The sequence below is a fragment of the Pseudomonas sp. GW456-12-10-14-LB2 genome (assembly GCF_002884345.1).
GTDB classification, from domain to species: Bacteria; Pseudomonadota; Gammaproteobacteria; order Pseudomonadales; family Pseudomonadaceae; genus Aquipseudomonas; species Aquipseudomonas paraglycinae.
The window spans coordinates 1-14,175 of record NZ_POHV01000025.1 but is presented as its reverse complement, the minus strand read 5'-3'; the positions used below and the strand labels follow the sequence as shown (position 1 = coordinate 14,175).

General features: G+C 60.4%; 14 protein-coding genes. 8 read left to right on the top strand and 6 right to left on the bottom strand.

Annotated features, from left to right (window positions below):
- The first annotated feature begins 18 nt into the window (after nt 1-18).
- From C1X29_RS18025 to C1X29_RS18010, 4 genes are all read left to right on the top strand, one after another.
- Nucleotides 19-360: a nuclear transport factor 2 family protein gene (locus tag C1X29_RS18025; RefSeq protein ID WP_064596354.1), complete on the top strand. Its 342-nt coding sequence runs from the start codon at nt 19-21 to the stop codon at nt 358-360.
- 22 nt (nt 361-382) lie between these two features.
- The gene (zapE, locus tag C1X29_RS18020) at nt 383-1,501 is read left to right on the top strand and encodes a cell division protein ZapE (RefSeq protein WP_102718021.1); all 1,119 of its coding nucleotides are present in this window, start codon (nt 383-385) and stop codon (nt 1,499-1,501) included.
- Between the two features lie 17 nt (nt 1,502-1,518).
- Nucleotides 1,519-2,100: a DinB family protein gene (locus C1X29_RS18015; protein WP_102718020.1), complete on the top strand. Its 582-nt coding sequence runs from the start codon at nt 1,519-1,521 to the stop codon at nt 2,098-2,100.
- Between the two features lie 98 nt (nt 2,101-2,198).
- The gene (locus tag C1X29_RS18010; protein WP_102718019.1) at nt 2,199-2,696 is read left to right on the top strand and encodes a GNAT family N-acetyltransferase; all 498 of its coding nucleotides are present in this window, start codon (nt 2,199-2,201) and stop codon (nt 2,694-2,696) included.
- A gap of 83 nt (nt 2,697-2,779) precedes the next feature.
- Here the strand turns inward: C1X29_RS18010 and C1X29_RS18005 are convergent, their stop codons facing one another.
- The 3 genes from C1X29_RS18005 to C1X29_RS17995 all read right to left on the bottom strand — a co-directional run bounded on the left by C1X29_RS18005 (nt 2,780) and on the right by C1X29_RS17995 (nt 5,365).
- Nucleotides 2,780-2,986: a hypothetical protein gene (locus C1X29_RS18005; RefSeq protein WP_085603949.1), complete on the bottom strand. Its 207-nt coding sequence runs from the start codon at nt 2,984-2,986 to the stop codon at nt 2,780-2,782.
- Nucleotides 2,987-3,219: 233 nt separating this feature from the next.
- Nucleotides 3,220-4,971, bottom strand: a complete 1,752-nt coding sequence (locus C1X29_RS18000; protein WP_102718018.1) for a phosphoethanolamine transferase CptA — start codon at nt 4,969-4,971, stop codon at nt 3,220-3,222.
- Between the two features lie 211 nt (nt 4,972-5,182).
- Nucleotides 5,183-5,365 (bottom strand): DUF6026 family protein, encoded by a 183-nt coding sequence (locus tag C1X29_RS17995; protein ID WP_007957508.1) that lies wholly within the window; start codon nt 5,363-5,365, stop codon nt 5,183-5,185.
- A 272-nt stretch (nt 5,366-5,637) separates the two neighbouring features.
- Between C1X29_RS17995 and gnd the strand changes: the two genes are divergently transcribed.
- The 3 genes from gnd to C1X29_RS17980 are packed head-to-tail and all read left to right on the top strand — an operon-like array spanning nt 5,638 to nt 8,944.
- Nucleotides 5,638-6,618, top strand: a complete 981-nt coding sequence (gene gnd, locus C1X29_RS17990; protein WP_102718017.1) for a phosphogluconate dehydrogenase (NAD(+)-dependent, decarboxylating) — start codon at nt 5,638-5,640, stop codon at nt 6,616-6,618.
- A complete protein-coding gene (gene zwf, locus C1X29_RS17985) occupies nt 6,615-8,138 on the top strand; it encodes a glucose-6-phosphate dehydrogenase (RefSeq protein WP_102718016.1) in 1,524 nt (507 codons plus the stop codon). Before gnd ends, zwf begins: the two co-directional genes overlap by 4 nt.
- Nucleotides 8,135-8,944 carry an HAD family hydrolase gene (locus tag C1X29_RS17980; protein ID WP_102686238.1) on the top strand — a complete coding sequence of 270 codons (810 nt, stop codon included), beginning with the start codon at nt 8,135-8,137 and terminating at the stop codon, nt 8,942-8,944. Before zwf ends, C1X29_RS17980 begins: the two co-directional genes overlap by 4 nt.
- A gap of 45 nt (nt 8,945-8,989) precedes the next feature.
- Here the strand turns inward: C1X29_RS17980 and nhaB are convergent, their stop codons facing one another.
- From nhaB to C1X29_RS17965, 3 genes are all read right to left on the bottom strand, one after another.
- Nucleotides 8,990-10,492, bottom strand: coding sequence for a sodium/proton antiporter NhaB (nhaB, locus tag C1X29_RS17975; RefSeq protein ID WP_102686237.1), 1,503 nt, complete (start codon nt 10,490-10,492; stop codon nt 8,990-8,992).
- Nucleotides 10,493-10,566: 74 nt separating this feature from the next.
- Complete coding sequence (locus tag C1X29_RS17970) at nt 10,567-11,856, bottom strand: hypothetical protein (protein ID WP_102718015.1); 1,290 nt, start codon at nt 11,854-11,856, stop codon at nt 10,567-10,569.
- A 285-nt stretch (nt 11,857-12,141) separates the two neighbouring features.
- Nucleotides 12,142-12,408: a hypothetical protein gene (locus tag C1X29_RS17965; RefSeq protein WP_085745783.1), complete on the bottom strand. Its 267-nt coding sequence runs from the start codon at nt 12,406-12,408 to the stop codon at nt 12,142-12,144.
- A gap of 345 nt (nt 12,409-12,753) precedes the next feature.
- Here C1X29_RS17965 and C1X29_RS17960 point away from each other — a divergent pair, with 345 nt between their 5' ends.
- Nucleotides 12,754-14,079 (top strand): sigma-54 dependent transcriptional regulator, encoded by a 1,326-nt coding sequence (locus tag C1X29_RS17960; RefSeq protein WP_007957480.1) that lies wholly within the window; start codon nt 12,754-12,756, stop codon nt 14,077-14,079.
- The last annotated feature ends 96 nt before the right edge of the window (nt 14,080-14,175 follow it).

Here is a 14,175-nt window from a genome sequence, read left to right as displayed (position 1 = left end):
AAAAAAGGAGCTGTAATCATGTTCCACCCCACCTCGATCCTCGCCCCGGCCATCGTTGAATACATCAACGCCGCCAATGCTCGCGATACGTCCCGGGTCGGCAGTTTTTTTGCCGAGGATGCCCATGTGTTCGATGAAGGCCATCATCAGGTCGGCCCGCAGGCCATCGCCGACTGGATGCAAGACACCGCCCAGCGCTATCAGCCACGGGTCGAAGTACTCGGCGTCCAGCAGCGCACCGGCAAGGTGCTGGTGCAAGGGCTGATCTCCGGAACGTTCCCCGGCAGTCCGCTGGAGCTGCGCTACACGTTCCGGCTCAACGAACAGGGCAAAATCGCTCGGCTGGATATTTCCCTGTAGCCATCGTGGCATACTGCCGCGCATGACTTTCGACTCCCCTTTGAGCGCCTGGCAATACGCCGTCGACCACAAGGGCTTCATCCAGGATGAAGCCCAGGAACACGCGGTCTGGGCCTTGCAAAAATGCCATGAAGCCCTGCACGCCGGTGCCCGTTCGGTCACCGGCGTTTACCTGTGGGGCCCGGTCGGGCGCGGCAAGACCTGGCTGATGGATCAATTCCACCAAAGCCTGCGGGTGCCGGCGCGGCGGCAGCACTTTCATCACTTCATGGGCTGGGTGCACCAGCGTTCCTTTCAACTGACCGGGATCGCCGATCCATTGAGGGCCCTGGCTCGTGAGTTGGCGGTCGAGGTGCGGGTGCTGTGTTTCGATGAACTGTTCGTCAATGACATCGGTGACGCGATCATTCTCGGACGACTGTTTCAGGTGATGTTCGATGAAGGTGTGGTGGTGGTCTGCACCTCTAACCTGCCGCCGGATCAGCTGTATGCCGACGGCTTCAACCGCGATCGCTTCCTGCCGGCAATCACCGCGATCAAGCAGCACATGCAAGTGGTCGCGGTGAATGGCGCCGACGATCACCGCTTGCATCCCGGCGCTGTCGAACAACGCTATTGGGTCGCCTCTGCGGGGCAGGGTAGCGAGCTAAGTCAGGTGTTCGACGCATTGGCCGCCGGGCAGACCGTCAGTGCCGAACCGGTGCCGGTCGGTTACCGTGCTTTGAACGTGGTACAGGCCGGCGATTCGGTGCTGTGGTGTCGTTACAGCGACCTGTGCGAGCAACCGTTCGCCGCCATGGACTTCATCGCGCTGTGCGACACCTACCGGGCTATCCTGTTGAGCGAGGTGCCGAACCTCAGCGCGAAAAAGCGCGAAGGGCGGATTGCCCGTGGCACCGAGGACGGCGCGGAACGGGTAGTGGCCGGCGATCGCGAATTGCCGCAGTTGTCGGTGCACGACGACGGCGTGCGCCGGTTCATCGCGCTGGTCGACGAGTGCTACGACCGCAAGGTGCCGCTGTACATTGAGGCCGAAGTGCCGATGGACGCGCTGTACACCGAGGGCTACCTGGAATTCCCGTTCCGCCGGACCCTCAGCCGCTTGCAGGAGATGCAGCTGCAACGCTTCGCCGAGACCTGAAACACGGAGGGCGCGACATGACTCAGCCACTGTCCCATCATTTGCTGACCATGGCTTATCAGAACGCTTGGGCCAACCATCGACTGGCCAAGGCCTGGAGCCAGCTCGATGATGCGCAGCTGGCAGCGCCACGGGTGAGTTTCTTCCCGAGCATCCGCCTGACCCTCAATCACATCCTGACCTGCGACTGGTTCTACGTCGATGCGCTGGAGCGCGAGTTGCGCGGTGACGAACCGCATCCCGATTGCTACGTGTTCTTCAACGCTGACGAGCCCTTCACCGAGGCGCAGGCCCTGCGCCGTGAGCAGGACCATGTCGACCGTCGGCTGATCGCCTACTGCGAGCAACTGCGCGATGCCGATCTGGGGCGCATCGTCACGATCGCCCGCGACACGCCGCAGCACGACAGTCGGCTGCGGATGATTTCCCACCTTTTCGAGCATCAGATCCATCATCGTGGCCAGGTCCACGCGATGCTCAGTGGCACCTCGGTGAAACCGCCGCAACTGGACGAGTTTTTCTGTGCCGGCGAGTCCGGTCTGCGAGCCGAGGATTTCGCCGAGCTGGGCTGGACTGAAGAACTCATCTGGGGCCACTGAATACGTCGGGTTGTGGCCGGGGCCTGCCTCGCGCTAAGGTCGCCGAGCCTATCAGTGCGTATCAAACGCGCCGGGGCCCCGTGCGATCGAGGAAGGAAATGGATTCCGCAGAAATTCTTGTGCTTCAAGCCAGTTACACCAACCCGGTGCATGCCGAGGCCATCGGTGTGGTGCTCAATCATTACGCCGATGACCCGATGGGCGGCGGCCATCCCATTGCCCCCGAACTGTTGCAGCAACTGCCCGCCGAACTGGCCAAGCGGCCCCACGCGTTCAGCGTCCTGGCCTTTGTCGGTGGCGAGCCGGCGGGGCTGGTGAACTGCTTTGAAGGGTTTTCCACGTTTGCCTGCAAGCCGCTGGTCAACGTGCATGACGTGTCGGTGGTGACCAAGTTTCGCGGTCTGGGGTTGAGCCAGAAAATGCTGCGCAAGGTCGAGGAAATAGCCCGTCAGCGCGGTTGCTGCAAGATCACTCTGGAAGTACTTGAAGGCAATGCCGTGGCGCAAAACTCCTACGCCAAGTTCGGCTTCGCGCCGGGCATGTTCGACCCCAGTCACGGGCGCATGCTGTTCTGGATCAAGGATCTGCAGGCATAAAAAAAGGCGCCCGAACAGGGCGCCCAACTGTCATCTGCGGGGCCAGAGCGGAGCCATCGCAGGTCCATCGGTAAAGCGTTCGCTCAAGGGCGATAGGACTCGGTGACCTGGGCGGTCTGGTCGTCCGGAACCTTGAGTTCGTTGGTCTTCGCCTCAGCCTGCTGGCTCTGTGCGGAATGAACCGGGAAATTGGCCCAGTAATGTCTCATGCGCTCGGCGCCGCCTTCGGCGAATGCGCTGGCGGATGCGAGGGTAAGCAGGCCTGCAAGAATTGCAGTCGTGGTTTTCATGGTGCCTCCTACGAAAAATGTCGGAGCCGTTCGTCCATGAATCAGGGCCTCGGGGCGCAGTGTCCGTCGAGGGCATTAACAAGAGGTTAACGCTCGTTCAGTGTAGGTTTTACAGGGTGTTTCCACGGCGTATCGGACGAACGCTGCACGCGTGAATGACGCGTGCTGGTCGTAAGGAAGGAGGGGGCAGTGCGGCTGTAAATGTCAAAAAGGGCCGTTTCCGGCCCTTTTCGTTACTGTTGCAGAACCACTTCCGTGGTCGCAGTGGCGGGTTTCTTCGGCTTCATCAGGCTGAAGTCGATCAGAGCCCGCTGTTCGCGTTCGTAAGGGTTGCCGATCAACAGCGGACGCGGCTTGAAGCTGTCGCTGACCACGCTCTTGGTGCGATCCAGTTCATCGAAACTCAAACCGGCCAGGTCCGCCCAGGTGTGGATCAGGTGCGAGCTGCTGTAAGGGCGGCTCAGATCCCCGGCGAAACTCCAGTCGTGGTTTTCACGCCACTTCGGCGACGCCCAGGCCATGAACGGAATGGTGTACATCGGTGCGGTCGGCTTGTTTTCGTTGCGACCCAAGGTGCTGTGGCCGACCGAGTCGAACACGTCTTCACCATGGTCGGAGAGGTACAGCAAAAAGCCGTTAGGATCGGATTTGGCGTAGTCCTTGATCAGGCTCGAGACCACGAAATCGTTGTACAGCACGGCATTGTCGTAGCTGTTGTAGGTCGGCACCTGATCGTCACGCACACCGGCCGGAACGCCGTTGCGATCCTGGAACTTGTCGAAGCTCGGCGGATAACGGTACTGGTAGCTCATGTGCGTACCGAGCAGGTGCACGACGATCAACTTGCGCGGCGCCGCGTCGGCCAGGGCCTTGTTGAACGGCTCGATCACGTCGCCGTCGTACTGGGCGGCGTTCTGGTTGCGGTTGTTGTTCAGGTACACCTGCTCGTCGGCCTGTTCGGAGAAGGTCGTGAGCATGGTGTTGCGTTTGGTCATGGTCTGCTGGTTGGTGATCCAGAACGTCTTGTAGCCGGCCTGTTTCATCATGCTGACCAGCGACGGCGTGGACAGGTACAGGTCCGGGTTTTCTTCGTCGGCGAAGGTCAGCACCTGTTGCAGCGCTTCAATCGTGTAAGGGCGCGGGGTGATGACGTTGTCGAAGATCGACAGCTGATCCTTGAGCTTGTCCAGCTCCGGCGTGGTTTTACGCGGGTAGCCGTAGAGGCTCATGCGCTGGCGGTTGGTGGATTCGCCGATCACCAGCACCAGGGTTGCCGGCTGGTTGGCGCCCGAGTCCTTGAGGTTTTTCAGCGGCGGGATCTTGCTCGCGCTGTGCAGCATGCCCTGCATGTCGGCCAGGGTGTCCTGATAGCGGTGGTACGCCACGGCCATCTGCCACGGCACGGCCGGCTCGATGCGGGTCTCGAATTTCTCGAAACCGCCAGCAAGGCTGCCCGTGCGCATTGTCTGCTTGACCAGCGGGTAGCCGATCACGGCCACCAGAATCGCCATGGCGGCGACGAGTGCCCGGCCACGGGGCAAGTACACCGGACGCAGGCGGGTCCACAGAAAGTACGAGAACGCAGTGTGTGCGAGGAACGCCGGAACCATCCACCAGGCAAAGTACTGGGTCATGTACTCGCCGGCTTCGGACACGTTCGATTCGAACATGATGAAGATGACGCTCTGGGAGAATTCCTGCTGATAGATGAAGAAATACCCCAGGCTGGCCATCGAGCAGGCCCACAGCACCACGCCGATCAGCGCGGCGAGCAAACGGGTGCGTTTGGGGAACAACAACATCGGCGCGAGCCACACGGCGCTCATCACGAAGGCCTGGCGAAAGCCCGTGAACCCTGAAGTGCCCGTCAACTGGATCAGCAGTTGGGTGATACCGGAGAAGTACCAGAAAAACACGAACAGCCAGATAAAACCGGCCCAGTCGAAACCTGTCGCAGTCGTATTGCTGCGTTTGAACACCGCCATTCAGCACTCCAGCTCAGTCGTCACATCCACCGCCGGGCGCTTCATGTAACCGCGTATGAACCCGACGAACGGAGGCCATGCGCAGACACGCACGGCCAGAATGCGCCGGAGTATCAACAAGCCAATGTGAAAACTTTGTTAGTTGCCGAAACAGGCAGGAGGTGCAGCATGTCGGGAACGGCAATGGCCGCTCCCGAAGCGGGCGGGGAGATCAGGCGTGGGGCGAGCGCTGTACGCGCGGCAAGGGCTGTGGCTCGGCGCCTTGGGTCAGCAGGCGCAATTGCGCGAGTTCCTGCTTGAGCTGATCGCGTTCATCTTTCAACTGTCGCAATTCATCGCGACGGATGGTGACGTACAGGGTTTGTGGCGGCATTGCTGTGTGTACTGTGCCCATTGCTCACCTCGCAAATGGCGTGTCTCAACTGCAGATCAGCCCCGGTTTCGGGCCTTGACCTGCTATCGGCGCCGATTTTGATTTCTTTTGCTCGTGAATGGAACTTTTTTATTTTTCATGGTCGTTGTGTCTTCGACACGTTTCCCGACGTTATCAGTCTGGATCGGGCACAATGCACGGAAACTTCAACCCGACGCTCTGGACTAACCTCCATTAGTCGCGTTGGGCTATACCTTTGACACACTTTTATTTGTAGTAAGGAGCATCAGCACATGCAACTCGGGATTATTGGACTGGGCCGCATGGGCGGCAATATTGCGCGACGTCTGATGCTCAACGGTCACACCACCGTTGTTTACGACCGCAATACCGCCTTTGTCGACACCCTGGCCGCCGAGGGCTCTACCGGCGCCGCCGACCTGCCTGCACTGGTCGCAGGCCTGGCCAAGCCGCGTGCGGTGTGGGTCATGCTGCCGGCCGGCGCACCGACTGAAGACACCATCGAAACCCTGAGCACGCTGCTCGAGGCAGGCGACACCATTATTGATGGCGGCAACACCAACTATAAGGATGACATCCGCCGCGCCAAAACCCTGGCCGAGAAGGGCCTGCACTACATCGACGTCGGCACCTCCGGCGGCGTCTGGGGCCTGGAGCGCGGCTACTGCATGATGATCGGCGGCGATGCCGAGACCGTTAAGCGTCTGGATCCGCTGTTCGCCGCGCTGGCGCCGGGCATGGGTGACATCCCGCGCACCAAGGACCGCAAGTCCGATGACCACCGTGCCGAGCACGGCTACATCCACGCAGGTCCCGCCGGTGCCGGTCACTTCGTCAAGATGATCCACAACGGGATCGAGTACGGGATGATGGCGGCGTTCGCCGAAGGCTTCGACATCCTCAAGACCAAGTCCAGCGAGCTTCTGCCGCAAGACCAGCGTTTCGACCTGAACGTGGCTGACATTGCCGAAGTCTGGCGTCGTGGCAGCGTGGTGTCGTCCTGGCTGCTCGACCTGACCGCCGACGCCCTGGCGGTCGACCCGAAACTCGACGGTTTCTCCGGCTCCGTAGCCGACAGCGGCGAAGGTCAATGGACCATCGAAGCGGCCATGGAACAAAAGGTGCCGGTACCGGTGCTGTCCAACTCGCTGTTCTCGCGCTACCGCTCGCGCGGCCAGGGCACTTTCGGCGACAAGATTCTTTCGGCCCAGCGCTTCGGCTTCGGCGGCCATGTGGAGACACCGAAGAAATGACCCATACGATCCGCAGGAAATCCAAGGCAGAACCCGCGCCACCGACCACGCTGTTTTTGTTCGGCGCCCACGGTGATCTGGTCAAGCGCCTGCTGATGCCGGCGCTGTACAACCTGAGTCGCGACGGCCTGCTGGATGAGGGTCTGCGGATCGTCGGCGTTGATCACAACGCCATCACCGATGAAGCCTTCGCGCAAAAGCTCGAAGACTTCATCCGCACCGAAGTGGCAGCGAAGGTCGGCAAGGGCGATCAGATGCTTGATCCGGCCTTGTGGGCCAAGCTCGCCAAAGGCATCAGCTACGTCCAGGGCGATTTCCTGGACGACAGCACCTATTCAGCCCTGGCGGCGAAAATCGCCGACAGCGGTACTGGCAATGCGGTGTTCTACCTGGCCACCGCGCCACGTTTCTTCAGCGAAGTGGTGCGCCGTCTCGGCAGCGCCGGATTGCTCGAAGAAACCCCGGAAGCCTTCAGAAGGGTGGTGATCGAAAAACCGTTCGGCTCCGACCTGCAAACCGCCGAGGCGTTGAACGCCTGCCTGCTCAAGGTCATGTCGGAAAAGCAGATCTACCGGATCGATCACTATCTGGGCAAGGAAACCGTGCAGAACATTCTGGTCAGCCGGTTCTCCAACAGCCTGTTCGAAGCGTTCTGGAACAACCATTACATCGACCACTTGCAGATCACCGCCGCCGAAACCGTCGGCGTCGAAACCCGTGGCAGTTTTTACGAACACACCGGCGCCCTGCGGGACATGGTGCCCAATCACCTGTTCCAGTTGCTGGCCATGGTCGCCATGGAACCGCCGGCGGCGTTCGGCGCCGATGCGGTGCGCGGCGAGAAGGCCAAGGTCGTCGGTGCGATCCGCCCTTGGACCACCGAGGAAGCACGGGAAAACTCGGTGCGCGGTCAATACAGCGCCGGTGAAGTCGCTGGCAAACCGGTATCCGGTTACCGCGACGAGAACAACGTCTCGCCCGACAGCACCACGGAAACCTACGTGGCGCTCAAAGTGATGATCGACAACTGGCGCTGGGTCGGCGTGCCGTTCTACCTGCGCACCGGCAAACGCATGAGCGTGCGCGACACCGAGATCGTCATCTGCTTCAAACCCGCGCCGTATGCGCAGTTCCGCGATACCGAGGTCGACGAATTGCAGCCGACCTACCTGCGTATCCAGATCCAGCCCAACGAAGGCATGTGGTTCGACCTGCTGGCCAAGCGGCCGGGGCCGGCGCTGAACATGGCCAATATCGAGCTGGGTTTCGCCTACAAGGACTTCTTCGAAATGCAGCCGTCCACCGGCTACGAAACCCTGATCTACGACTGCCTGACCGGTGACCAGACGCTGTTCCAGCGCGCTGACAACATCGAGAACGGCTGGCGCGCGGTGCAGCCGTTCCTCGACGCCTGGCAACAGGACGCGAGCGTGCAGAGCTACGCCGCTGGCGAAGACGGGCCGAAAGCCGCCGATGATCTGCTGACTCGCGATGGTCGCGTCTGGCATGGTCTCGGATGAGTGAGCCGATCCGTTTTCTGTTGAGTGACATGGACGGCACGCTGTTGCTGCCCGATCACAGTCTGAGCCAGCGCACCATCGATGCCGTTCGTGCGCTGCGCGAGGCGGGCCTGCTGTTCAGCCTGGCCACCGGGCGTCCGCCCAAAGCCATGTTGCAGCAGATCGAAGCGCTGGGCGTCGACCTGCCGACCGCGGCGTTCAATGGCGGCACGATCGTCAATCCGGATGGCAGCATTCTGGTTGCGCATTACCTGCCGGCCACAGCAGCGTTGACTGCACTGGCGTTGTTCGCCGATCAGCCGGATGTCGAAATCTGGGTGTTCAGCGGTGGCGACTGGCTGCTCAAGGATCCGCACGGGCCGATGGTGCCGCGCGAGCAGCACGGGCTCGGTTATCCGCCGGTGGTGGTGGAGAGCTTCGAGCCGTATCTGGAACGTATCGACAAGATTGTGGCGACCAGCAACAACACTGAACTGCTGATCGAACTGGAGGCGCAGTTGCTGCCGAAGGTCGAAGGGTTGGCACAGGTGTCGCGCTCGCAACCGGTGTACCTTGACGTGACGGCGCTGGACGCCAACAAGGGCGCTGCGTTGGCAACCTTGGCCGCGCATTTGGGCGTGCCGCTGGCGCAGACCGCTGCAATTGGCGATGGCGGCAATGATCCGGCGATGTTCCATGTTGCCGGGTTGTCGATTGCCATGGGGCAGGCCGAGGACGCGGTGAAGCGTCAGGCCGACGTGGTGACGGGGTCGAACACAGAGGATGGCGTAGCGCAGGCCATCGAAAAGTACCTCTTGCCGCGCTGATCGAAGCATAAAAAAACGGGAGCCCCAGGGCTCCCGTTGTTGTTTCTACAGCCAGTAACTCACGGCGTACCAGCCGAGCAATCCCATCACCACGGTGTAGGGCAACGCCATCCACACCATCCGCCCGTAGGACAAGCGCACCAGCGGTGCAATCGCCGACGTCAGCAGAAACAGAAATGCTGCCTGACCATTGGGCGTCGCCACGCTCGGCAGGTTGGTGCCGGTGTTGATCGCAATCGCCAGCGTCTCGAAGTGTTCGCGGCTCATGTGGCCGGACAGGAACGCCTGTTTCACTTCAGTGATGTAGATTGTTGCAACGAACACGTTGTCACTGATCGCCGACAGCAGACCGTTGGCGATGAACAGCATCCCCGGCTGCTGATCGGCCGGAAGTGCCAGCACCCACTGGATCAGCGGCGCAAACAGTTGCTGGTCGTGAATCACCGCCACCACGGCGAAGAACACCACCAAGAGCGCGGTGAACGGCATGGCGTCCTTGAAGGCGCTGCCCAGTCGGTGCTCGTCGGTGATGCCGGTGAAAGCCGTGATCAGCACGATCACCATCAGGCCGATCAAGCCGACTTCAGCGATATGGAACGCCAGCCCGGCAATCAGGATCAGCGCAGCGCAGCCTTGCACCAGCAGGGCGGCGCGTTGGCGCGGGGTGCGCTCTGCGTTGTCTTCAGCGGCGTAGTTAGCCAGCACGACGCGTACGTTGTCCGGCAGCAGCGTGCCGTAGCCGAACCAGCGCAGTTTCTCCAGCAGCAGGCAGGTCACCAGTCCCGCGACCAGCACTGGTAGCGACACCGGCGCGACTTTTTGGAAGAATTCGGCGAAGTGCCAACCCATCTCATGGCCGATCAGCAGGTTCTGCGGTTCGCCCACCAGGGTGCAGACCCCGCCCAATGCAGTACCGACGGCGCCGTGCATCAACAGGCTGCGCAGGAAGGCGCGAAACTGTTCCAGATCCTCATGATGCAGCTGGGGCAGATGCTGGTCATCGCTGAATTCGCTGTCCTGGCGCGGATCGTTGCCGGAGGCCACCCGGTGATAAACCGAATAGAAGCCCACGGCGGCGCTGATGATCACTGCGGTCACGGTCAGCGCATCGAGAAATGCCGACAGAAACGCCGACAAAAAGCAGAACATCAGGGCCAGCAGCGCCTTCGAACGCACGCCCAGCAACAGACGCGAGAACAGAAACAGCAGCAGGTCTTTCATGAAGTAGATGCCGGCGACCATGAACATCAGCAGCAGAATCACCGGGAAATTGTGCTGCAGCTCTTCATACAGAGCCTGCGGCGTGGTCATTTTCAGCAGCAGTGCTTCGATCAGCAGCAAGCCGCCAGGCATCAGCGGGTAGCACTTGAGCGCCATGGCCAGGGTGAAAATGAACTCGATCACCAGCAACCATCCGGCGGCGACGGGACCTGCGGCCCACAGCACAAGCGCATTGAGTAGCAGAAACCCGACGATGCACGCCTTGTACCAGCGGGGTGAATGCCCGAGAAAGTTGTGCGCGAACGCCTGGGCCATCGAACCGGACATTGGTTGCTCCTTGTATTAAGAAGCGCGCAAGTTGCCGTAAGCGATGGGCAAGATCAAGTGTGGGAAGGTTCGCATCAGTGATTCAGATAACGTGCGACCACTGCACGGTGGTTGCCATCCAGCGTATAACCGCCCACCAGAATTTCGCCATTCGTTTGAATCGCCACTGAAGTAGCGGTATCGAGGCTGCGCCCCAGCCGCGTACGCAACCAGCCATTACCGGAACCGAAGCTTCGATCAAGGCTGCCGTTGGCCAGATAGCGGGCGACGATAAAGTCAGCTTCAACCCCGCCGATCGTCGCGCCGACCGCGATGATGCGCTCGTCCGGCATCACTTGTGCCGCGCTCCACTGACATCCGCTTGGGCCGACTTCCAGCAGGTGTGGCTGACCACCGTTGCAGTGCAGGTCGGGGCGACCGTTGCCGTGAACAGACTGCGCCATGCATCGGATCGGATCGCGACTGCTGCCAAAACAATGCAGATGCTCTGCCGATTCGATGACCTGATTGACCAGCGCACTGCGCCCGTGGACTTTGAAGGCCAGAAAACCGTCTACTGCGAAGCGTTCGTCGAGTTGCCCGTCCGGCAGATAGCGGGCGAGCAGGCCTTCCTGTGGGAAATCGATGGAGCCGGCCACCACGATTCTTCCGTCTTCTTGCAACAGCAGGCCGCCGAGCCAGGTATTGAGCAGCAAGTGGCGAACCATGACGAATCCGCGACCGTTGAAGGAGGGATCCAGGCGGCCGTCGGGTTTGAGGCGAATCAGTATGCCGACGTGATCGGCCAGTTCGAAGTGATGGTTGGCGATCAGCAGGATATGCCCGTTGGGCTGCACCGCGAAATCACAGGCTTCGGCGCCCGGAACGCCCGGCGGGAGCCAGGCATCGCGGGTGCCCATGGACAGGTCGCCGGGTAGGCGGACAATTTTCCGGCCGTTGTCACCGAAATCCGGGGCAGGGCGGCCCTGGGCATCGAACAGAGCCAAGGCGGGCAGGGAGCGATGTTCCGATTCGTAGTGCAGACCCGCCAGCAGAATCCGCCCGTCTGGCAAGACCTGCACCTTGCTGCCGGTGGCTTCGAAACCGGCAGCGAACCGGCCGATCACGCTGCCTTGAAAACCGAACTCCAGATCCGCCGAGCCGTCTTCGAGCAGGCGGGCCAGACCGAAACGGCTGCCTTGAGCGGTGCCCACCTTGGCGGCGACCAGAATCCGACCTTGCCCATCGAGCGCCACGCTCTGAGTCAGGCTGGACGTACTGCCGGAGAAGTAGACCTGTGCCACACCGTTGCTGGAAAAGGCCTTGTCGAGTTGTCCGGCGTTATTCGCAAGCGTCGGCAGCGCTATGGCGATCTGGGATGACATGCATGCTTCTCCTTGCGAGTCGACCGATTTCCGGGAGGCGGAACGGGTAACTGCATGAGCGGAACATTCAATCCCTGAATACGCGCAAGTACAACTGACAGAACTAACAGGTGGAGGGTCGCACTGTGCCAGAACAGTGTCTTTTTGAACCAGTCGCAAGCCTGCCAAGCATTCAGGCGCGAAAGTATTGAGGAAAGTTGTACAAAGAGACTGAAGTTGGAAAAATAACCGCAACTAACAGAAGAGGGCGGATGACTTGATCGTCATCCGCATTGCCCGCAAATATCAGTGTGGCATCGACCACGATTGCAGCGCGTAACCTTCTTCGCTCAGTTCGGCGCGGGCTTGTTGCAGCAGGTATTCAAGTTGCGCCGGATCGGAGTAGGCGCTGCTTGGAATCTGAGTACGACCGATGTGAGAGTTGGTGCGGTCGATGACGGTCAGGCTCAGTTCGCCATTGCCGTCTTGTGGTGCCCAGGCGACGCATTGAAAAGGTTTAAATGCGCGGTTGGCAATCAAAAGAGCTTCGTTGATACGGAGCGGGGCGGTCATGGGGTCTTCTCTCTATTAGTGCCCAATCAAGTGATGTGCCGTCGGTTGGGCTTACCGTTCGGCGAGTTACTTGTACTGATGCACGCAACCCGCTGGCGGGTCACACAGAATCTGAAGAAATTTCGACTTTCTTTCATACATTCGATATTCAGACAGGTTTTGAAAGCCTGGCGAAAGAATCAAGTCGATAGCTAACTAATAAACCGGCTTCTTATAACTGCTTCACTTGTACATCTATAAGCAATCGATACAAGACGCCGTCAAATTCTTGCTAATGTAACAGTCAGGTTTGCCAAATGACTGTTTTTACGATCATTTCCTAAAATTTGGCGCCAAGGAACAGTCATGAGCGAAGCGCCTGCATTAAGACGTTTATTGGTCGTCGACCCGTGCGACGACTGTCACCGATTGCTCCCGGGTTTACGTGCCGTGGGTTGGGACGTCGACAGTTGTAGCCTGGAAAATGCCGCCGATCGAAGCTGCGATGTCGGCCTGTTGCGGTTACAGCCTTTTCACCTGGAACGCCCCGAAGCCGTCAAAGAGCTGATCAGCCGCAGCGGCACCGAATGGATCGCCGTGCTGAATCAGGAAGTGCTGCGCTTGCAGAACGTCGGCGATTTCGTCTGCGAATGGTTTTTCGATTTCCATACCTTGCCATTCGACGTGTCACGGGTGCAGGTCACCCTCGGCCGCGCGTTCGGCATGGCGCGCCTGCGCGGTCAGGGCACGATTCACGTGGATCAGCCGGAACATGAGCTGCTCGGCGACAGCAAACCGATCCGTGAGCTACGCAAGTTGCTGAGCAAACTGGCGCCCACCGAGTCGCCAGTGCTTATTCGTGGCGAAAGCGGCACCGGTAAAGAACTGGTCGCCCGCACCCTGCACCGACAGTCGCAACGCCACAGCAAACCGTTTGTGGCGATCAACTGCGGAGCGATTCCCGAACACTTGATCCAGTCCGAGCTGTTCGGCCACGAGAAAGGCGCGTTCACCGGTGCGCATCAACGCAAGGTCGGGCGTATTGAAGCAGCCAATGGCGGCACCTTGTTTCTCGATGAAATCGGCGATCTGCCGCTGGAACTGCAAGCCAATCTGTTGCGCTTTCTGCAGGAAAAACACATTGAACGGGTGGGCGGCAGTCAGCCGATACCGGTGGATGTGCGGGTGCTGGCGGCGACTCACGTCGACCTCGAAGCTGCCATCGAGAAGAAACGCTTTCGTGAAGACTTGTACTACCGGCTCAATGTGCTGCAAGTAGTCACCGCGCCGTTACGCGAACGCCACGGCGACCTGTCGATGCTGGCCAACCATTTCTCCCATTTCTACAGCCACGAAACCGGCCGTCGTCCGCGCAGTTTCAGCGAAGACGCGCTGATCGCCATGGGCAAGCACGATTGGCCGGGCAATGTCCGCGAGCTGGCCAACCGCGTACGCCGCGGTCTGGTACTGGCCGAAGGACGGCAGATCGAGGCCCGAGACCTGGGGCTGATCAGCCAACAGTCGATCGCTGCACCGATGGGCACGCTTGAAGACTACAAGACCCGCGCCGAACGCCAGGCGTTGTGCGACGTATTGAACCGGCACAGTGACAATCTCAGTGTGGCGGCCAAAGTGCTGGGGGTTTCCCGGCCGACCTTCTACCGTTTGCTGCACAAGCACCAGATCCGCTAGGGCGCGGTGCTTCCTGAAGACGATTGGCCGGGCAATGTCCGCGAGCTGGCCAACCGCGTACGCCGCGGTCTGGTACTGGCCGAAGGACGGCAGATC

Excerpts from the sequence above, each read along its gene's own strand:
- C1X29_RS18025 (WP_064596354.1), top strand. The coding sequence starts at position 19 with ATGTTCCACCCCACCTCGATCCTCGCCCCGGCCATCGTTGAATACATC.
- zapE (WP_102718021.1), top strand. The coding sequence starts at position 383 with ATGACTTTCGACTCCCCTTTGAGCGCCTGGCAATACGCCGTCGACCAC.
- C1X29_RS18015 (WP_102718020.1), top strand. The coding sequence starts at position 1,519 with ATGACTCAGCCACTGTCCCATCATTTGCTGACCATGGCTTATCAGAAC.
- C1X29_RS18010 (WP_102718019.1), top strand. The coding sequence starts at position 2,199 with ATGGATTCCGCAGAAATTCTTGTGCTTCAAGCCAGTTACACCAACCCG.
- C1X29_RS18005 (WP_085603949.1), bottom strand. The coding sequence starts at position 2,986 with ATGAAAACCACGACTGCAATTCTTGCAGGCCTGCTTACCCTCGCATCC.
- C1X29_RS18000 (WP_102718018.1), bottom strand. The coding sequence starts at position 4,971 with ATGGCGGTGTTCAAACGCAGCAATACGACTGCGACAGGTTTCGACTGG.
- C1X29_RS17995 (WP_007957508.1), bottom strand. The coding sequence starts at position 5,365 with ATGGGCACAGTACACACAGCAATGCCGCCACAAACCCTGTACGTCACC.
- gnd (WP_102718017.1), top strand. The coding sequence starts at position 5,638 with ATGCAACTCGGGATTATTGGACTGGGCCGCATGGGCGGCAATATTGCG.
- zwf (WP_102718016.1), top strand. The coding sequence starts at position 6,615 with ATGACCCATACGATCCGCAGGAAATCCAAGGCAGAACCCGCGCCACCG.
- C1X29_RS17980 (WP_102686238.1), top strand. The coding sequence starts at position 8,135 with ATGAGTGAGCCGATCCGTTTTCTGTTGAGTGACATGGACGGCACGCTG.
- nhaB (WP_102686237.1), bottom strand. The coding sequence starts at position 10,492 with ATGTCCGGTTCGATGGCCCAGGCGTTCGCGCACAACTTTCTCGGGCAT.
- C1X29_RS17970 (WP_102718015.1), bottom strand. The coding sequence starts at position 11,856 with ATGTCATCCCAGATCGCCATAGCGCTGCCGACGCTTGCGAATAACGCC.
- C1X29_RS17965 (WP_085745783.1), bottom strand. The coding sequence starts at position 12,408 with ATGACCGCCCCGCTCCGTATCAACGAAGCTCTTTTGATTGCCAACCGC.
- C1X29_RS17960 (WP_007957480.1), top strand. The coding sequence starts at position 12,754 with ATGAGCGAAGCGCCTGCATTAAGACGTTTATTGGTCGTCGACCCGTGC.